Source organism: Microbacterium sp. P26 (genome assembly GCF_023712585.1).
Lineage (GTDB): Bacteria > Actinomycetota > Actinomycetes > Actinomycetales > Microbacteriaceae > Microbacterium > Microbacterium algihabitans_A.
This window is the reverse complement of the sequence record NZ_JAMAXZ010000009.1, coordinates 71,806-92,314: the sequence shown is the minus strand read 5'-3', so window position 1 is coordinate 92,314 and position 20,509 is coordinate 71,806. Positions and strand designations below refer to the sequence as shown.

8 protein-coding genes and 1 riboswitch are annotated in these 20,509 nt (G+C 71.5%); of the genes, 2 read left to right on the top strand and 6 right to left on the bottom strand.

What is annotated here, in order from left to right; all coding sequences use genetic code 11:
• Positions 1-52 precede the first annotated feature (52 nt).
• Positions 53-1,672, bottom strand: coding sequence for an ABC transporter substrate-binding protein (locus M3667_RS15965; protein ID WP_251509485.1), 1,620 nt, complete (start codon positions 1,670-1,672; stop codon positions 53-55).
• A 212-nt stretch (positions 1,673-1,884) separates the two neighbouring features.
• On the opposite strand from M3667_RS15965, the gene M3667_RS15960 reads away from it, so the two are divergent.
• Positions 1,885-2,691, top strand: coding sequence for a CPBP family intramembrane glutamic endopeptidase (locus M3667_RS15960; protein WP_251509483.1), 807 nt, complete (start codon positions 1,885-1,887; stop codon positions 2,689-2,691).
• Between the two features lie 106 nt (positions 2,692-2,797).
• Here M3667_RS15960 and M3667_RS15955 read toward each other — a convergent pair whose 3' ends face one another.
• Entirely contained in the window at positions 2,798-4,540 is a 1,743-nt protein-coding gene (locus tag M3667_RS15955) for an ABC transporter substrate-binding protein (protein ID WP_251509481.1), read from the bottom strand.
• Between the two features lie 773 nt (positions 4,541-5,313).
• On the opposite strand from M3667_RS15955, the gene M3667_RS15950 reads away from it, so the two are divergent.
• Complete coding sequence (locus M3667_RS15950) at positions 5,314-6,288, top strand: hypothetical protein (RefSeq protein ID WP_251509479.1); 975 nt, start codon at positions 5,314-5,316, stop codon at positions 6,286-6,288.
• A 438-nt stretch (positions 6,289-6,726) separates the two neighbouring features.
• Here M3667_RS15950 and gcvP read toward each other — a convergent pair whose 3' ends face one another.
• The 4 genes from gcvP to M3667_RS15930 form a co-directional block, all read right to left on the bottom strand.
• Positions 6,727-9,606, bottom strand: coding sequence for an aminomethyl-transferring glycine dehydrogenase (gene gcvP, locus M3667_RS15945; protein WP_251509477.1), 2,880 nt, complete (start codon positions 9,604-9,606; stop codon positions 6,727-6,729).
• The gene (gene gcvH / locus M3667_RS15940; RefSeq protein WP_251509475.1) at positions 9,603-9,977 is read right to left on the bottom strand and encodes a glycine cleavage system protein GcvH; all 375 of its coding nucleotides are present in this window, start codon (positions 9,975-9,977) and stop codon (positions 9,603-9,605) included. Before gcvH ends, gcvP begins: the two co-directional genes overlap by 4 nt.
• Positions 9,974-11,140 carry a glycine cleavage system aminomethyltransferase GcvT gene (gene gcvT, locus M3667_RS15935; protein ID WP_251509473.1) on the bottom strand — a complete coding sequence of 389 codons (1,167 nt, stop codon included), beginning with the start codon at positions 11,138-11,140 and terminating at the stop codon, positions 9,974-9,976. Before gcvT ends, gcvH begins: the two co-directional genes overlap by 4 nt.
• A 154-nt stretch (positions 11,141-11,294) precedes the next feature.
• Positions 11,295-11,389, bottom strand: a riboswitch (glycine riboswitch).
• Between the two features lie 137 nt (positions 11,390-11,526).
• Positions 11,527-20,502: an Ig-like domain repeat protein gene (locus M3667_RS15930; protein WP_251509471.1), complete on the bottom strand. Its 8,976-nt coding sequence runs from the start codon at positions 20,500-20,502 to the stop codon at positions 11,527-11,529.
• Between the last annotated feature and the right edge of the window lie 7 nt (positions 20,503-20,509).

The window sequence follows — 20,509 nt, the reverse complement described above, 5'->3', positions numbered from 1 at the left end:
CCGCGAGGCGGTGACGAATCCGTCACCGCCTCGCGGCCAGAGATCGGAAGGGTTACTTCGTGATCTCGTAGTAGAGCGGAACCGAGTTCCAGCCGAACTTGACGTTGTTCACGCCCTCGGCGAAGCCACCGGTCACGTTGGAGTACCAGAGCGGGATGGCCGGGAGGTCCTGCAGGAGGATCTCCTGGGCCTTCTGGAAGTCCTGGTTCTGGGTGTCGACGTCGGTCTCGGCGATGCCGTCGCTCAGGAGCTGGTCGAACTGGGGGTTCGAGTAGTCACCGTCGTTGGACGAGGCGTCGGTCGCGTACAGCGGTCCGAGGAAGTTGTACAGACCGGGGTAGTCGGCCTGCCAACCGGTGCGGAACGCGGTCTGGATGCTGCGGTCGGTGATGGCCGAGCGGGCTTCCTTGAACGTCGGGTACGGCGCGCCGGACGCGTCGATACCGAGGGTGTTCTTGATCGAGTTGGTCACCGCGTCGACCCAGGTCTGGTGTCCGCCGTCGGCGTTGTACGCGATCTGGAAGGTGCCGGTCCACGGCGAGATGGCGTCGGCCTGGGCCCACAGGTCCTTCGCCTTGGCCTCGTCGTACTTGAGCACGTCGGAGCCTTCGAGCGAGTCGGACCAACCGTTGATGACCGGCGACGTGAAGTCGCTGGCGGGCGTACGAGTGCCCTGGAAGATCGTCTTGGTGATCTCGTCGCGGTTGATGGCCATTGACAGCGCCTGACGACGCAGCTTGCCCTCTTCACCGCTGAAGTGCGCGAGGCGCTCGGGGATCGTGAACGACTGGAACACGGCCGCCGGCTGGTTGACCGCGCGGTCGCCCAGGTCGGAGGTGAAGGTCGCCTGCGATGCCGGCGGGATCGCGTCGATCACGTCGACGTTGCCACCGAGGAGGTCGGCGTAGGCCGCGTCCTGCGAGGCGTAGAAGACGACGGTCAGACCACCGTTGGCGACGGTGCGGCCGCCCTGGTAGTCCTCGTTCTTGACGAGGTCGATCTGCACGTTGTGCTGCCACGCGCTGTCGCTGGCGAGCTTGTACGGGCCGTTGCCGATCGGGTTCTCACCGAACGCGGCCATGTCGGCGAAGGCCGAGTCGGGCAGCGGGAAGAACGCCGAGTAGCCGAGGCGCAGCGCGAAGTCGGCGGCGGGCTTGGACAGCTCGATCGTGAAGGTGTAGTCGTCGACCTTCTTCAGACCCGTGAGCTCGGAGTCAGCGTCGTAGCTGAAGCCGACGATGTCTTCGAAGAAGTAGCTGTTGAGCTGGTTGTTCGACAGCTGAGCGCCGTAGTTCCAGGCCTTGATGAAGTTGTCGGCCTTGACCTCGGTGCCGTCCGTGAACTTCTGGCCCTTCTTCAGGGTGACCGTGAGGTTCTGGGGGTCGTTGGTGACGATGGACTCGGCCATGTCGTTCACCGGGGCGCCGTCTGCGTCGTAGTAGACCAGGCCCGCGAAGATCGAGTCGAGGATCTTTCCGCCACCGACCTCGTTGGTGTTGGTGGGGATCAGCGGGTTCTGCGGCTCGGAGCCGTTCGTCCGGATGATCGCCGACGCGTCGCCGCTGCCGGATGCAGAGCCGCTGTCCGTGTCTCCGCCTGCGCAGCCGGCGAGCATAAGCCCGACAGCTCCCAGCAGGGCGAGACCGGAAAGGGCAATCTTGTTGCGCTTCACAGTTCCTCCAGGGAAGGGATGATCATCGCCCTGGCAGCGCTTCCAGGCAGCACAAGCTGAAGGGAAGATCCGTCGGGCAGGATGAGAACACACTAGGCACGTTTACCCAGGTGCCCCAAACTTCACTGAAAAACGTTACACAGCATTTACTCGAAAGGGCTTCGATGGAGCAATCTGACAAGCCGGGGCGGTCGAAGGGTCCAGCCGACTGGATGTATCCTCCGGCCCTCTCCCCCGCCGACCGGTACAACCGCCGGCGTCTGGGCTGGGAGATCGCGATCGTGCTGCTCGTCAGCGTCGGTCAGTCGGCCATCTACTCGGTCGTGTCGTTCGTGCGTGCAGCCACCCGCGCCCCGATCTCGCAGCAGCAGACGCAGCTGAACCCGTCGCGCAGTGCCGAGCCGCTGTGGGACGCGATCTACCAGTTCCTCGACATCTTCTTCTCGCTCGCCCTGGTCGCCCTCGCCGTCTACCTGTTGTGGGAGCCGGCGAACAACGCGCTGCGTCGCATCGGACTCGACTTCCGCCGCTTCGGCGGCGACCTCCTGCGGGGAGTCCTGCTCGTCGTGGTCATCGGGGCACCCGGCATCGGCGTCTACGCGATCGGCCGCTCCATCGGACAGAGCATCGCGGTGGTCCCCGCCCCGCTCGACTCGTCGTGGTGGGTCATCGCGCTCCTGATCCTGGCGGCGCTGCGCGCCGGCCTCACCGAAGAGGTCATCTTCCTCGGCTTCCTCTTCGATCGCCTGCGCCGCCTCGGCTGGTCGTGGACCGGGATCATCGTGTCGACGGCCCTGCTCCGCGGCAGCTATCACCTGTACCAGGGCTGGCCCTCGGCCCTCGGCAACGTCGTGATGGGGCTCGTGTTCGGCTGGTGCTACAAGCGCTGGGGGCGCGTCATGCCGCTCGTCATCGCGCACACGATCATCGACATCGTCGCCTTCGTGGGCTACCCGCTCGCCGCGGCCTGGTGGCCGGGGATCTTCGCACCCACGCCGGCACCGACGCCGTCGAGCTGATGCCCCGAACCGGCACGGACACGCCGGGGCTCGGCATCCGGAACCCCCCTCTGCGCACACGGCGGACGCGTCTGGGACGCCGGGCTCCCGGCATCGGGAACGTCGCTCAGCCCTGCGGCGGCGACCAGGTCCAGAACGCCGGGGGCACGCCGTCGGGCTCGGAGGTGTAGGCCACTCCCCCGACGCCGGCCGCGGCGACCACGGCACCCGTGCGCTCCAGCAACGGCACGCCCGCGAAGGCGGTGAAGAGCGAGCGGTCGATCTCCTTGGCCTCGGAGAGCACGTCGACCGGATCGGTGTGCACGGTCAGCTCGTCGAAGAGCTCGTCGGTGTTCTCGCCGTCGACTCCCTCCGCGATGCGGTCGCGCGCCGAGCGGTAGAGGCTCTCGTCTTCGCCCACCCAGGCCAAGGTGGCATCCGGAACGTCGTCGGCCGCCGCCGCGCGCACCGCGATGCCCGCCTTGGCCGCCATCGTCACGAGACGCGCGAACACCCTCGACGCCACCTCATCGGTGCTGTCGTAGGCGACGCGCAGCACGGCCGCGCGGTCGTCGAGCGCCGAGCGGGCTCCGTCGACGTCGCTCCCGGTTCCTGGAGCGCCGTTGCCCGACACGAGGTCGTTGTAGAGCTGGCCGGTCGCCGGCGACGAGAGGAACGACTGCAGCGGCTGCGCGTCGGGGCGCACGTCGCCCAGCACGTCCTTGACCATCGCGGAGCGATCGAGCGAGAGGGTCGTGGCCCGACGGAGGGCGGATGCCGTGCCGTCGGCGAACCGCAGCTGCAGGGTCTGCGTGGTCGGTCCGGTGCTGACCTGCAGCCCGGCATCGGTGAGCGTCTTGAGCTCGGTGGCGTCGATGTCACCGACGTTCGCGACGTCGACGACCCCCGCCTCGACGGCGGAGAGCTGCGCAGATCGGTCGGCGAAGAAGCGGACCTTCAGACTCTCGAGCCCCGGGAAGTGACCGCCCTGATAGCTGTCGCGCCGCGCGAGCTCGAGGGTGTCGGCGGTGATGGCGCTGACCTTCCACGGTCCCGACGAGACGACGCCGGCGGGATCGGGCGTCGTGCCGGGCGCCACGTCGAACCCGGTGTTCCACACCTTCGCGGCCGCCGCGAGCACCGGGTTCGGCTCGCGCGGTGCCGCCGGGTCGCCCGCGGGGGTCGTCATGATCGCCGTCACGAGGTCTTTCACGCTCACGCCCGCGCGCTGCGCGACCACGTGGATCGGCCGGTCGAGCAGCCACTGCCGGTTCCAGTCGGCGAACGGCTGGTCGTAGGTGAGGGTCAGGGTGTCGTTGGCGCGGTCGAGACTCGGCCGCGTGGTCGCGGCGTTGGGATCGGCCGGTGTCGCGGTGTCGAAGTAGCGGGTGCCCGACACCAGCTGTCCCGAGGCGTCGTAGGTGGCGTCGTCGAAGTAGTGCGACGACACGGCCCAGCCGAACAGCAGGTCGTCGAGGCTGACCTCCGTGCCGTCGGACCAGACGCGGTCGCTGAAGAGCTCGTAGCTGACCTTCAGCGGGTCGCCCTGCACGCGGGTGATGCGGCCGAGGCCGTCGTTCGGAACGACCTGCAGGTTGCCGTCGAGAGAGCCGAGCTTCTCGTCGAGGAGGGCTGCGACGGCACGGTTCGCGTCGGTGTCGCCGGTGGCGCTGGCCGCGTTGAAGCTCGTGAGCGAGCCGACCACACCGAGGGTCAGGGTGGTGGGTTCTTCCTCGCGCGGCGCGGGGCTCGTCTCAGGCGCGGAGCACCCGGCGAGCACGACGGCGGCGGCTGCGGCCATCGCGAGCAGGCCGCCGACTCCGCGGCGTCGTCGATTCGGTCGAGGAACGTCGTTCAGCCCGTGGTGCACAGGGGCACTTTACTAAAGGCCCCCTGGGGATCTCCTCGGGCCCGCCGGGTGGGGGTCGGCCCTGTGCGCGCGCCGATTTCGGGTCTCATTTGTCGCGAGACTGCAACTCGCTGACAAACCCGCGTCACGCTGCAACGGCGTTGTCAGCGAGATGCAGTCTCGGCGGGTCTACGCGCGGGCGTGCCTCTGACCGCGGCCGCCGGGCGTGATGGTTGGCGGGGTGCCGATCTCTCGCGAAACTGCAACCCGCTGACGAACCCGCGTCAGGCTGCAACGACGTTGTCAGCGAGATGCAGTCTCGGCGGGTCAACGCGCGGGCATGCCTCTGACCGCGACCGCCGGGCGTGATGGTTGGCGGGGTGCCGATCTCTCGCGAAACTGCAACTCGCTGACGAACCCGCGTCACGCTGCAACGACGTTGTCAGCGAGATGCAGTCTCGGCGGGTCTACGCGCGGGCACGCCTCTGACCGCGACCGCCGGGCGTGATGGTTCGCGGGGTGCCGATCTCGCGCGAGACTGCAACTCGCTGACGAACCCGCGTCACGCTGCAACGGCGTTGTCAGCGAGATGCAGTCTCGGCGCATGTGGGGCGAGGGCGCGCGACCTGCACGCGTGGGCGTGCGAGACGACGACCGACAGCGGGCCTCTCCGGCGTGCAGCCAGGGCAGTCGATCATCGTGCGCCTTCTGCACCGGATGCCGGTGCGCGGTGTTCTCCACGGATCGCTCGTCGCGTGCCCCGGGGACGGCGTCGCGCGAGCACGGTGGATCTCATGTCTTCTCTCGAGCTCCCCGCGACGTTGCTCCCCGCCGGCACTCTGGTGCACTCGACGCGGAGCCGGCGAAGGGGCGAGGTGCTCCGTCTCAATCGGGGCGTGTACGCCCGGCGCGATGAATGGAACGCCCTGGCGCCATGGCAGCGGTACGGGCTCCGTGTGCAGGCGCACGCGATGTGGCATCCGGATGATGTGTTCTGTCTCGAGTCGGCCGCCGTCCTTCTGGGGCTTCCGGTGGTGGGTGGCGACCATGACATCCACGTCCTCGCCGAGCACGGCGCGACCTCTCGGCGCTCGGGCGGGGTGCGCGTGCACACGACGGCAGCCCCGGATCGGACGTTCGCTGAGGTCGACGGCATCCGGATGACATCGCTTGCCGACACGTGCATCGACATCGCGCGTTCACGGCATCCGGCTCTCGCACTGGCGGTCGCCGACGCGACGGTGCGCCGCGACCCCACGCTGCGTGAGCTCGCCCTCGTCGTGCTGAACGAGGAACGATCATCGGCTCGCGGCAGGAGACAAGCGAGGTGGGCGCTTCATCGCGCTGAACCGGCGGCGGAGTCCGTTCTCGAGTCGATCAGCAGGGCCTCGACCGAGTGGCTGGGATTTCCGGCTCCCGAACTGCAGGAGCGATTTCCGGGAACGGACGACGGGCCGGACCGCGTCGATCTCTGGTGGCCAGAACAGAGGGTCGCCGGAGAATCGGACGGTCATCACAAGTACGACGGACGCTTCGGCGATCCGCTGGAGGCGCTTCGGGCACGCGAGAAACGTGATCGACGCCTTCTGGCCGCAGGGGTTCGCACCGTCGTGCACTGGACGTGGGACGACGTCGCGGAGGGAGACTCCCTGCGCGCGATGCTGCGGGGCGCCGGAGTACCGATCGTGCACACCCCCGATCCGGGCCGTTTGGCCTCGCTTCGGGGCGTCCTTCGGGGGTCATCGAAGCGCGAGACTGCATCTCGCTGACACACCTGCGTCAGGCTGCAACGGAGTTGTCAGCGACATGCAGTCTCGACGCCCGGTGGGGCGCAATGCGGCCCGAGGCGGCGCGCGTGCAGCGCGGGGCAGCGGTGCGCGGGGCGGCGGTGCGCGGGGCAGCGGTGCGCGGGGCGGCGGTGCGCGGGGCAGCGCGACATCTCGCGGCCCCGGGCCTCGGCGCAATCAAGCGCGAGACTGCATCTCGCTGACAAACCTGCGTCAGGCTGCAACGGAGTTGTCAGCGACATGCAGTCTCGCGGGGCCAACAGGCCCGCGGAGGGCCCGCCCGACCCCGCCCGACCCCGCCGACCCCGCCGACCCCGCCCGACCCCGCCGGACCCCGCCGGACCCCGCCGACCCCGCCGGACCCCGCCGACCCCGCGCGGCGCCGACCCCGGATGCCGGGGAGTCGACGCCGTTCGCGGGTCAGGCGAACGCCTCCGGAGGCGGGCACGAGCAGACCAGGTTGCGGTCGCCGTAGGCCTGGTCGATGCGGCGCACCGGGGGCCAGTACTTGCCGCGGATCAGCGAGCGCACCGGGTACACCGCGGTCTCGCGCGAGTACGGGTGCTCCCACTCGCCCACCACGACCGTCTCGGCGGTGTGCGGGGCGTTGACCAGCGGGTTGTCGTCGGCGGGCCACTCCCCCGCCGCGACCGCGAGGGCCTCGTGCTTGATTGCGATCATGGCATCCACGAAACGGTCGAGCTCGGCGAGGTCTTCGCTCTCGGTCGGCTCCACCATCAGGGTGCCGGCGACCGGGAACGACATCGTCGGGGCGTGGAAGCCGTAGTCGATGAGACGCTTGGCGACATCGTCGACGGTGACACCGGTCTGCTCCTTGAGCGGACGCAGGTCGAGGATGCATTCGTGTGCGACGAGTCCGCCCTCACCCGCGTACAGCACCGGGTAATGCTCGCGCAGGCGCGTGGCGATGTAGTTGGCCGAGAGCACCGCCGCGGCCGTCGCCTGGCGAAGGCCCTCGGCGCCCATCATGCGCACGTACGCCCACGAGATCGGCAGAATCCCGGCGGAGCCGTGCGGCGCGGCCGAGACCGGTCCCCCGTCGAACACGCCACCGGCGTGGTCCGCGCGCTGCGAGAACGGGTGCGAGGGCAGGTACGGCGCGAGGTGCGCCTTCGCCGCGACCGGGCCGACACCGGGTCCTCCGCCGCCGTGCGGGATCGCGAACGTCTTGTGCAGGTTGAGGTGCGACACGTCGCCGCCCAGGTCGCCGAAGCGGGCGAAGCCCAGCAGCGCGTTGAGGTTGGCGCCGTCGACGTACACCTGGCCGCCCGCATCGTGCACGGCCTGCGTGATCTCGAGCACGTCGTGCTCGTACACCCCGTGGGTCGAGGGGTACGTGATCATCAGAGCCGAGAGCTCCGCCGCGTGCTGCGCGATCTTCGCGCGCAGGTCGCCGAGGTCGACGTTGCCGGCCTCGTCGCACGCGACGACGACGACCTTCATGCCCGCGAGGATCGCCGAGGCGGCGTTCGTGCCGTGCGCCGAAGACGGGATGAGGCACACGGTGCGCTCGGTGTCGCCGTTCGCCAGGTGGTAGCCGCGGATCGCGAGGAGCCCCGCGAGCTCGCCCTGCGAACCCGCGTTCGGCTGCAGCGAGACCGCGTTGTAGCCGGTCACCTCGGCCAGCCAGCGCTCGAGCTGCTCGATCATCTCGAGGTAGCCGTGCACGTCGGCCTCGGGCGCGAAGGGGTGCACGCGCGAGAACTCCGGCCACGACACCGCCGCCATCTCGGTGGCCGCGTTGAGCTTCATCGTGCACGAACCCAGCGGGATCATGCCGCGGTCGAGCGCGTAGTCACGGTCGGCGAGGGTCTTGAGGTACCGCATCATCGCCGTCTCGCTGCGGTGCGCGTGGAAGACGGGATGCGTGAGGAACTCGTCGTCGCGGTGCAGGGCCGCATCGATCCCGCGCAGCGCCTCGCCCTCGGGGAGCGTTTCCGCGGCGAGACCGAAGGCGTCGAGGATGGCCGAGACATCGGCATCCGTCGTCGTCTCATCGACCGAGACGCCCACCGTCGCGTCGTCGACCCAGAGCAGCTGGTAGCCGCGCTCGCGGGCGCGGTCGACCACGTCTTGCGCCCGCCCCGGCACGTGCACGCGCACGGTGTCGAAGAAGGCGTCGCTCGCGAGGGTCAGATCGGAGGAGCGGAGAGCGGATGCCAAGGCGTCGGCCTTGCGCGCGACCTGCGTCGCGATCGCGCGGAGCCCGTCGGGCCCGTGGTAGACCGCGTACATCGCCGCCATGACGGCCAGCAGCACCTGGGCGGTGCAGATGTTCGAGGTCGCCTTCTCGCGGCGGATGTGCTGCTCGCGCGTCTGCAGCGACAGGCGGTAGGCGGGGGCGCCCACGGCATCCTGCGAGACGCCGACCAGGCGACCGGGCAGCTGACGCTCGAGGCCCGCGCGCACGGCCATGTAGCCGGCGTGCGGTCCGCCGAAGCCGAGCGGCACGCCGAAGCGCTGCGTCGTGCCCACTGCGACGTCGGCGCCGAGCGAGCCGGGCGAGCGCAGCAGGGTCAGGGCGAGCAGGTCGGCGGCGGCCACGACGAGACCACCCGCGGCGTGCACCGTCTCGGCCACGGCCGAGAAGTCCCAGATGCGACCGGTCGCGCCGGGGTACTGCACGAACGCGCCGAACGCCTCGGGCAGGTCGCCCTCGAACGAGGTCTCGAGAATGCGGATGCCGACGGCCGCGGCGCGGTGGTGCAGCAGCGCCTTGGTCTGCGGCAAAGCGTCGACGTCGACCAGGAAGAGGTCGGTCTTGGCCTTCGACGCGCGGCGGGCGACGAGCATGCCCTCGACGACGGCGGTGGACTCATCGAGCATCGACGCGTTCGCCGTGGCGAGACCGGTCAGGTCGGTCACCATCGTCTGGAAGTTGATGAGCGCCTCGAGCCGGCCCTGCGAGATCTCGGGCTGGTACGGCGTGTACGCCGTGTACCACGACGGGTTCTCGAGGACGTTGCGCGCGATCACCGACGGCGTGAAGGTGTCGTAGTAGCCGAGACCGATCATGGGGCGGGCGGAGCGGTTGGCGGATGCCAGCTCCCGCAGTTCCGCCAGGGCCTCGGCCTCGGTGGCCGCGGTCGGGATCGCGCTGGTGGCGCGGGCCCGCACGTGGATCGAGGCCGGGACCGCGGTCTCGACGAGCGCCTCGACGCTGTCGTGGCCGACGACCTCGAGCATGTGCGCCTGGGCGTCGGGCCCGATGCCGATGTGGCGGTCGGTGAAGGCGGCCGGGGTGCCCGCGTCCGTGCGGGGAGCAAGGAGAGTGCTCATGCGGTGAGGTCCTCGTAGGCAGCGCGGTCGAGCAGGTCGGAGGGAAGGTCGCCCTCGACGCGGATCTTGATGAGCCACCCGCCGGCGAACGGCTCGGCGTTGACCAGCGAGGGGTCGTCGACCACGGCGTCGTTGACCGCGACGACCGTGCCGTTCAGGGGCGCGTAGAGCTCTCCGACCGACTTGGTCGACTCGATCTCGCCGCAGACGTCACCGGCCGAGACGGCCGAGTCGGCGCCGGGCAGCTCGACGAAGACGACGTCACCGAGCTTGTCGGCGGCGAAGTCGGTGATGCCGACGGTGGCGATGTCGCCCTCGAGGGCGATCCACTCGTGCTCGGAGGTGTAGCTGAGGGCGGTGAGGTCGGTCATGCGTTTCTCCGATAGAAGGGAAGGGCGGTGACGGTCGCGGGGATGCGGGTTCCGCGCACGTCGATGGACAGTTCGGTTCCGATGGCGGATGCCGCGGGTGCGACGAACGCCATGGCCACGGGGTGGCCGAGGGTGGGGCTGAGGGCGCCGCTGGTGATCTCGCCGACGGTGTCGTCGCCGTGCAGCACGGCATAACCGGCGCGGCCCGCGCGGCGGCCCTCCGAGACGAGACCCACGAGCACGGGGGCGTCGGCGGGACCGGACGACAGGCCGTCCTTGCCGACGAACGCCTCTTTGTCGACGGCGACGACGCGGCCGAGACCCGCCTGCGCCGGGACGATGTCGCGCGAGAGCTCGTGGCCGTACAGCGGCATGCCGGCCTCGAGGCGCAGGGTGTCGCGCGCGGCGAGACCGCACGGCACGAGGCCCCGGTCGGCGCCCGCGGCGAGCGCGGCGTCCCACAGGGCGGACGCCTGCGCGGTGGGGATCATGAGCTCGTAGCCGTCTTCACCCGTGTACCCGGTGCGGGCGACGAACAGCGGCGCCCCGTCGAAGGTGCCCTCGGTCCAGGCGTAGTAGCCCAGTTCGTCGAGGGCGGTGCCGGTGATCTCGACACCCGGGGTGGAACTCAGGATGCCGCGGGCCTCGGGCCCCTGCAGGGCGATGAGGGCGTAGTCGTCGGTGACGTCGGCGACCGTGAGGGTTCCGCGAGCGACGGTCGCTGAGCCTGTCGAAGCGTCCGACGCGGGGACCCACGTGCGCTGAGCCAGGTCGAACGCCGCGGCCACGGCATCCCGATTGCCGGCGTTGGAGATGACGAGGAAGCTTTGCTCCCCCAGGCGGTAGACGATCACGTCGTCGACGATGCCGCCGCTCTCGGCGAGCACGAGCGAGTACTTCGCCTTGCCGATCTTCATGGTCGACAAGCGCCCGGCGAGCACGTGGTCGAGGAACGCGGCCGCGGCCTCGCCCTCGACGCGGAACTCGGCCATGTGCGAGATGTCGAACAGCCCCGCGGCTTCGCGCACGGCGCGGTGCTCGGCGAGGTCGGAGGTGTAGCGCACGGGCATGTTCCAGCCGCCGAAGTCGGTGAACGAGGCGCCGAGGGCCTCGTGCCGATCGTTCAGCGGCGACGTGCGCGGTGGAGCGGGGGTTTCGGTCATGAGTTCTGCCGTTCGCGATGACGGACAGACGCCGGGCGGCGCCTGAAGAACTCCCCCTCTGTCATGGGCCTGAGAGTTTCACCGCGCGACTCGCGCGGCTTTCACCGTCGGCGGGCTCGGGGACGTGGCATCCCGAACCTCTTTCCAGAGTGGCCCGATCGACGCGGTACGCGTACCTGAGAGATTGGCGGGGAGGCTTGCTCCTTCGGTGCCCGGCTGCGTTCGCCGGAGCTCTCCCGCATCGATCATGGGGCCGGTGTGGACTTGTGGGGTCAGCCTAGCGGAGCGCCGGCGCACCGCGGGAGACGCACAGACGCTGCCCTGGTCGGGGGCCGCCGCCCCCACCCGCGAGGGCGAGGACGGCGACCAGGTCTGCGAAGGCTGCGCTATCGCCCCGACAGCCGGTCGAGCCCGGCACCCATCGTCGACGACATGCACGATGAGAACACCGATGCCCCCTTCTGCGTCCCCCACGCCTCGTAGGCGGTGCTCTCCAGGCCAGCGGTGTCGTTGTCGACCGATGCCGAGGCCGCGCGCGCGGCGTCGATGACGTCTTGGGTCTGCTCGGCTCGTTCCTTCGCGGCATCCGCCGCCGCCTTCATCTTCTTCGCCTGATCCACGGCGGCGGCGAACTTGCTCTCGGCCGTCTTGACGGTCTTCGCCGCACCCGCCGCATCGGCGGTCAGCACGCCCACCGCCATCCCGCCCACGACGTTCTGGATGCCGTAGAACATGCTGTTGGTTCCGCCGGACGACCACTGGGTCATGCACTCCATCGGCGAGTAAACCATCGCGAGGATCGACTCGACCACGGCCGCCGTGTCGTGCAGCCCGTCGACGAACGAGCCGCGCACGTTGAAGTACTCCAACATGTCGGCGAGCCCGCCCAGCGCCGTCCCGACCGCCGCGATCGGGGCGGTGAGCGTCTTGACGAAGGCGAGAGCCCCGGCGCTGACGAAGCCGATCAGCTTCTTCGACGACACCGCGGCGTAATCGCCCACCGCGGTCGCCACCGAGCTGACCACCTCACCCGGCGACTTGGAGGAGAAGTAGGGCATGACCGTGCGGTCGTCGGTCATCTTCACCGTCGCCCAGTGCCCGTCGGCCGTCGAGACCGTGTCGTATCCGCTGACCCAGTGGCGGAACAACGCGTCGCCGTCGACCGCCTGCACCACCACGGAGGTGTTGCCGAGGTACATGTTCTGCGAGGCGTCCACCCCCGGGCAGTTGGGCGCGGTGTGCACCTTCAGCTGCGCGGCATCCGATCCGATCGTCAATCGGTGGCAGATCGCGGTGAAGTTCGCCGTGATGCGGTGGTGGAACTGCAGTCCGCTCGCCGGCTGCGGCACACCGCCCAGCACGAGGGGCTGGTCGGGGGTGTCGCCGGTTCCGGTGACGTCTCCGCTCCACCCGGTGAAGCGGTAGGCCCCCGAGTCGGCCAGCACGACGGGCAGAAGCGGGGTGCCCACCTGCCAGGAGTACCCCGACCGCCCCGATCGCGGGTTCGCGCCGACGGAGCAGTCGGCGGCGGGGAGTCCGACGAAGCCGCTGAGCTTCGTGTCCCCCGCGGGGGCGATGTTGCTCGCCCCGGCGTCGCGGACGACGGTGCCGTCGGGGGCGCGCACCGACGCGTCCACCAGGACGCGGTTGCAGGCGTAGGCGACCGCGTTCACCGTGCCGTAGACACCCTGCTGCAGCGCGGGGGTCTCCTCCCACAGGCTGGAGAGGGCGGCGGGCGCCTCCCCGGGCGCCGGTGCCTGCTGGGCCGACCACGCCCAGACGATGTCGGCTCCCTCCGCCAGAGGACTCGCAGGCGACGTCACCGCATTCAGGAGCGCGCCGCCGGTGCCCTGGTCGTAACGCCCGTCGGAAAGCGGACGCGAGCCGGTGGGGTCGCAGACGTTGCCGTCAGACCCCCAGTCGACCGCGACGTTCAGCGCTCCCGCCGGAGCGGTCTGGATGCGCACCGGCATGCAGTTCTGCCGGTTGCCGAAGGCGGCCACGGCCGTCGCGTCGGAAGTGAGGGTCGTGGTGGTCGTCGCCTGCGCGGCGTCGCCGCCCGTGATCCCCGTCCAGCCGAGGAACGAGGTCGCCTTCGGGGAGTTCGCCGCGAGGGTGGAGCTGAGGGTGACGCTCGTTCCGCTGCGGAACCAGCGTTCCCCGCCGCCGGCACTGTCGCGGGACCACCAGTCCTGTTTCGTGCCCGTGCCCGCAGGACAGTTCGACTCGGTGGCGACCGAGACGATCCCCGGCGGCCGACCGTTGAGACTCTTGCCGATCACGTCGGTTTTCAGCGCCACGCAGGCCGCGTAGGTCGCCGCGATCGTGAAGGGCCGCTCCGAGACGGTGAACCGCAGCGCGTGGGTGGTCGTGCGCGACGAAGAGCTCACATCGGTGAATCGCGAGGTGTCACCCGCCCACCCGTCGAAGTAGGTGCGGGTGCCCGCGGTGGCATCCTGCAGCTCTCCCGAGACCGTGGTCCCCCGCAGCCATCCGCTCAGCCCGGTGTACGGATCGCCGCAGTTCTGCGCCGGCGGGGTGAGGGTGATCCGTCCGTTCGTCGGCTGGACCACCGTCGGCAGGCCGTAGCAGACGGGCCCGAACAGGGCGCGGACGTCCTTCGTGTCGGCGGCCACGCGCACGGTCCAGGTCGACGCGCGTGCGGCATCGCCCTCGGGGAAGCTGCGCTGCGTCCCCGCCGTCTGCTCCCAGGTGAGCAGCTTGGTGTGCGCGGGGATGCGGTCGGTGCGCAGCGACACCGTGAAGTCGGAGCCGACCCGCAGCATCGCCACCGGCCGACCGTCGGCGACGCGCGTCTCGCGACCGCAGTCGGCCTGCGGCATCCATTCGACGATGTTGACGGCGAGCAGTCGATCGTCGAGTCCGGAGGTGCCGATGCCCACGGGAACGCATCGGGCCCCGGTGGTCGCCAGCAGACGCGAGCGCAGGGGCGTGGAGCCGTCGATCACGCGCAGCGGCAGACGCAGCGTGGTCAGGGCGGTGGTCCCTCCCGTCGCGACGTCGGCGACCGGCACGGTGTCGAGGGTCAGACCGGTCACGACGGAGTCGTCGGGCGTGGTCGCCTGCACCAGCACGTCGGTGTCGACGCGGTAGCCGGCGCCGGCTCCGCAGGTCGGCGCGGTCAGCAGCGTGACCGTCCCCGTCCCCGACGGAGAAACGTCGGTGGCGGGCGTCGGGACGCACGCGACGACCTGGTTCTGGACGGTGGCATCCGCATCCGACCAGTCGAGGCCTCCCCCGCGGTACCGCAGGGTGAGGGCCGCGCCCGCCTCGGCGGACGCCGGCAATGCGACCGAGCACGAGCCGCTCATCGCCGCCGAGGTGCAGACCTCGGTGCCGGCGAGCAGCACCGAAACGGTGCCCGCGGCGGGTCCGGCGACGCTCCAGCGCACCGGGATCGTCGAGAGTCCGACCCACGCGTCGGTGGGAGCCGACAGGCTCACCGCCGTCTGGCCGGTCGTGACGACCACGATCGCGGGCACGCTGCGGGACTCCCACGCGTTCGCCGCCGTGTACGTCGCGGTGATCGGGTGGTGCCAGGCCGTGCGGAACAGCAGGTCGCACGAGCCCGTCGAGGCGTGGGGGCGGGTGGCATCCGGGACGAGATCCATCGTGCAGCGGATGCCCGATCCGGCGTCGAGCAGGACGGTCCCGCTCGGAGCCGACGCGGGAAGACCCTCGAGGCCGAGCGTCGGGTAGCGCGAGGCGTCATAGGCGACGGATGCCGACACCGCGGCCGACCGCCCCACGGTGGCGCCGTCGCTGCGGACGGTGACCGTGACGGGGGCCAGGGCCCAGTCCTGCGAGGTCGTGCCGGTGCTCGGCGCGTACCCGGCCTCGAGCGGGGTGAAGGTCGCCGTGATCGGACCGCTGGCGGCCTCGCGCACCGTCGTGCTCACGCGCGTGGCCCCGTTCGCGCCGATGGGCGCCCGGGCGAACTCCCGACCGTCGCGCGAGAGGGTGAAGAAGCCCTCAGGGGTCGGCGCCGAACCGGCCGAGGTACGGATGGTGAACGACGTCGTCGACCCGACGAGCGCGACAGGGGCGAGTGGATCGGTCGCCTCGACCACGACACGAGTGGCCGTGGGGACCACGCGCACCGTGAACGCCGCCGAGGTCGCCGACGACAGCGCCGAATCACCCGAGTACTCGGCGACGAAGGCGCGGTCGCTGTCGGCCCAGTCGGCCGGCATCGGGAAGGTCGCCCGTGCCACGCCGTTCACCACGGCGACGGCCGGACCCTCGACGCGGGTGTCTTGGCTGCGCAGTCGCACCGTGCCGCCGGGAGAGGTGGGGGCCGTCACGCGGATATCGGCGGAGAGGACGCCGCGCGCCTCGACGCTCGAGGCGGTCGGGGTCGCCGTGACGACGGCCGAGGTCGAGTGCAGGTTGACCGAGACGAAGGCGAAATCACCCGGAGCGCGGGCGACGTAGCGGGCATCGCCGATCGGGCCGTTGTACCTCACCGACACGACCCAGAAGCCCGCGCGGTCCACGACGACGCCGCCGAGCTCGGTGTCGTGCAGCGAGGCCCGACCGTCCGTGAGCGACGTCGTGGCCGAACGATCGGCGACACCGGGCGCGGAGAGGGTGAAGGTGACCGTGCCCCGCGCCACGAGGGCGGTACCCGGCACGGTGACGGTGGCCGTGGCATCCGCTCGCTGCCCGAAGGCGATACTGCTGGTGATGCCGGTCACCGCGTCGATCGGGACGACCGAGATCGACTGACTGTCGGCCGGGCTGCCGCCCTCACCGGGGAACGCCCCCGCGAAGCCGTCGGCGCCGCGGAACACCGCGGTCAGGGCGCCCGAGCCGATCGCGTCGGGGTCGAAATCGAAGTGCGCGGTGACCACGACGTGCCGGCGGCCCCCTCCCGCGTCGTCGGCGGAGCTGAGCGTCGCGCTGCCGACCTCGTGTCCGCGCCAGCGCAGGACGACCTCGCCCTCGGGTCCGAGCCGACCGGTCGTCGAGACGGTGACGCCGACATCATGCGTCCCGCCCCAGGTGAGCGTCCGGTCGACATAGGCGTCGAGGCCGATCACGGTCTTCGCCGAGCTCACGGCGAGCGGGCGGTCGGCGCTCGCCGCCGCGAAGCGTGCATCGCCCGCGAACGCGGCGGTCACGGTGTAGGAGCCGACGGGGAGCGCACCGGGGACGAGGGTGAGGGTTCCCACACCGTCGCGCAGCGAGACGGTGCCCAGGTCGAGGCGCGAGCCGTCGGCCGCGAGAGCGGTCACCGTGACCACTCCGGCAGCGGGACGCGTCGCGCCGGCCGCCACCGAGACGGTGAAACCGCCCCCGACGCCGAAGGCCAGCTCGCGCGGCAGGTTGAGCTGCACCACGGCAGCGGCCGGCGTCACGGTCACCGCGACGGGCGCCGTGACCGAGGGGGCGAAGAGATCGCCGCCGACGTAGCGCGCCGTGACGGTGCGATCACCGACGTCGATCGTCGAGGCGGCCACCCCGAGCGACGCCTGAGCGCAGCCCGCGGGTGTCTCGCACCCGGCGAGCGCGACGGTGCCGAGCACGGTGTCGCCGCGCGAGAAGACGACCTCGCCGGCGGGGGTGCGGGAATCGCCCGCGGCCGTCACCGTCGCGCGGAGGGTGATGGTGCCGTCGAACGCGACGTGATCGGGGGTCGCGACCAGGGTCGTGGTGGTGCCGGCGAGCCCGATGCTGCTCGAGACCGTGGTGCTCTCGGCATCCGTGAATCCCGTTCCGCCGCGGAAGACCGCGCGAAGAGTGTGCTCGCCCGTGCCGAGGGCGTCGGCGGGGAGGGTCACGGTCCAGGTCGTCAGGGGGCCGGTTCCGCCGCCGCCGCTGGTGGCCGTCGCGCCCGGGACCGGCGCTCCGTCGACGAGCAGGGTGAGGTCGCCGAGGGGGTGGACCGTCGTGCTGGGGGCCACCGACTCGGTTTCGACCAGGACCACGAAAGGCCTGCCGACGACGGGGGACGCGGGCTGGGTGCCCGTGATGCGCACGCTCACGTCGGCGGGGGTGAAACGGAACGGCCCTGCCGCAGCGGAGGTGACCGGAGCGTAGACGCCGTCACCGCTGTACTGCGCGGTGAACGAGGTCGTGGCGAAGGGGGCGAGGCTGAGGTCGACGTCGGCGCGACCGGTCGCGTCGAGGGCGATCGTGCCGGCGCCGTTGACGAACACGGTTCCGGTGGGCGTCGCGCCCGTTCCCGTCACCGTCACGGTGGCGCGCGCGGTCTTCGCGTCGCCCCAGGTCGCCTGGGCGGCGTTCAGCTTCACCTCGACGGTGGCCGCGGCGCGTTTCGTCGCCGCGGGGCCGGCGAGCGAGGCCCCCTGCACACGGCCGTCGTCGCTGGTGAACACGGCGAAGAGCGGAGTGCGACCGTCGGGGAGAGCGGAGGAGCGGATGCCGATGCTCGCCCGACCGTCCACCGTCGCGACCCGGTCGCCGAGGGTCGTCGTGCCCGCGGCGTCGCTCGCGATGACCACGGTGCCCGCACGGGTGTCCGACACGGCGATGTCGAGCTGCAGCGTGGCGCCGCTCGCGACCGGCCAGTCCGAGCCCGCGCACACGCCCGTGCCGTTCGCGGCGGCGCACGTGAGGGTGACGAAGGTGCCGACGGGGGTCAGGGTGAGACTCTGCGCGGTGGAGACGCTGTCGCGGAACCCGTCGGCCCCCGTGAAGGCGGCCGACCAGGTGACGGCACTGCCGACGGGGAGATCGTCGACGACGGCGACGGCGGTGTCGACTCCGTGCTGCGCGGGGGCGGAGCTCTCGGTGAGCTCGAGGGGGCCGACGGTGCGGTCGCCGATGGTGAAGGTGACCTGCCCGCGCGGCTGGGCGCCGGAGACACCGGCGACGGTGGCGCGGAAGGTCGCGCGGGCGCCGACCTGCTCGTCGGCGGTCGCGGTGACCCGCAGGCTCGAGCCGCCGTCGGCCTGCACCGCACCGAGGTCGCAGCCCTGAGCCGGGCGGGCGTTGCCGCGCGCATCGCTCGAGGGGCAGTCCGCTCCCGCGCCGAGGGCTCCGTTGTCTGCGGTCAGGCGCAGGGGGTAGAACGGCACGGGCCCGGTCTCATCGAGTTGGCCGAGCATCGTGTAGGGCAGGCGCGCGTGCGTGTCGCCGGTCACGCAGCTGCCGTCGCCCTGCTGGTGCAGGTTGTCTGACAGCACGAACGGGCTCCCCGAGCACGCGAGCCCCGGGGTGATGCCGTCGGTGACCGAGAAGACCGAGTTGCGCACGGTCGAGGTGCCGTTCGGGCTCGTCAGCGATCCGCCGACGGAGTCGACGAAGGTCGAGTTGACCACGGTCATGGCCGTCTCGGCGTACACGTCGGTGCCCTGGTTGCGCGACGCGCCGACGCTGTCGCCGATGCGGTTGGCCGAGAACGTGGTGTTGGTGATGCGGGTGTCGCCCGCGGCGCGGATCGCTCCGCCCCACGTCGTCTCGCCCCACCCGGTCGCCGAGTTGCCGAAGAAGGCGCTCGCATCGACCGTGAGACGCTGCGTGAACAGGGCGCCCGCGCCGTAGGGGGCGGAGTTGCCGCGGAACACCGTGCGCACGAGGGTCGTCTGCGCCACCCCGGCGAGCAGACCGCCCGCGAAATCGGCGGAGGCCCCGTCGCGGAACGTCAGGTCGGAGACGCTCAGGTCCCACTTCTCGCTCGCGACCCGGAGGATCTGCGTCCGGTTCTGCCCGTCGAGGATCGATCCGGCGCCCTCGATCGTGAGGAGGCCGCGCACCTCGGTCACCGCGGCGAAGGGAGCGGAGGAGACGGATGCCGGTGCCCCCACGACCGCGTCGACGGCACGGCCCTGCGGGCGTTCGTCGGCCTGCGGCTGCTCGTCGCTCTGCGGCTGCTCGTCGCTCTGCGGCTGCTCGTCGAGCGGAGCGGGGGTCTCGGTCGGCGGCTGCTCGGTCGGCGGGGTCTCCGACGGCGGCTGCTCGGTCGGGGTCGTCTCGGTAGGGGGCTGCTCGGTCGGGGTCGTCTCGGTAGGGGGCTGCTCGGTCGGGGGCTGCTCGGTCGGGGGCTGCTCGGTGGGAGGCTGCTCGGTGGGAGGCTGCTCGGTGGGAGGCGTCTCGCCCGGCGGGGTCTCCTCGCCGGGGTTGTCGCCGCCGCCGCCGGTCGAGGGCGCCGTGTCGGGTTCGAAGCGCACCGGGGCCGAGAGCGCGATCGTGCGCGGACCGTCGAAGCGCACGGTCGCCCGCGGAGCCCCCGCGCGCGCCAGCGACTCGGCGACGGCGACCGCTGCGCGGAAGGTGCACGCGCCCGAGCCGGTGGTGCACGCGTCCTGCTGGGCGGCGAGGGCCGCGGCATCCGTCGTGTCCTCATCCGAGGTGACGACGAACACCTCACGGGCCGCGGTCGTGCCGGCGGCCGACGCCGCGCTCCCCGACGCGACCACGCCGAGGGGCAGCAGCAGGGCGACGACCGTCACCGTCGCCACCCGCGCGAGAACCCCGGAGGGCGCGGCGAGCAGAGACGGAGCCGACGACTTCAGCGCCGACGCCGGAGCGGGCCGGGGCCCGCCCGCACGCCGGTAGAGCACGGTCGCCGCGATCACGGGCAGGGGCGCGAGCACGAGCTGCGCGATGCCGGTCGCGTACGAGACCAGGGCCGAGCCTCCCGGCGTGGCGGCGGTCGCGGTGAGCAGGAGCGCCCCGGCGAAGAGCGCGACCGACAGCACCCACACGGCGAGGACGATGCCCCGGCGAGCGCGCGAGGCCTGCGCGGCACGGGTGAGGGCGACGCGGGGCCACGCGCGATCGAGGACGGCCGCGGGCACCGCGAGGATCGCCGGCGGCAACACGAACCACAGCACCCCGAACGGAACCGCGATGATCGTCCACGCGCGCCACGCCCACCGCGCCTGCGGCCGGGTGCGGCGACGCACGGCGAAGACCGCGCCGCTGACCACGAGTCCGACGAGACCGACGGCGCTGATCACGGGGGCCAGGACGAACGCGACGACCACGGCCGCCACGGCGGGCACCAGGGCGGCGACCGCGCGCACCGCGGAGCGGATTCCTCGCGCGAGAGCGTTCGCGAGGCGGGGGTCCCCGGATGCCGCGCCCTCGTCGACCAGCACGATGAGGGCGGCCGTCCCCGCCGAAAAGAGCGGCAGCCCGATCGCCGCCACCAGCAGAGCGAGGGCGAACCCCGCGGCCGAGACGCGGTCGTCGCTGGCCGCGGGATCCGCGCTGATCCACGCGAAGACCCCGGTCGCTCCGGCCCGCGCCGACACGCTCAGCGCGAGCAGGGCTGTACCGGCGGCGAACGCCACGAGCACCTGGACGAGAAGCAGCCGCCACCAGGAAGACGCGATGGCTCGACCGGAATCACGCAAGGCACCCAAGAACATGTGCTCA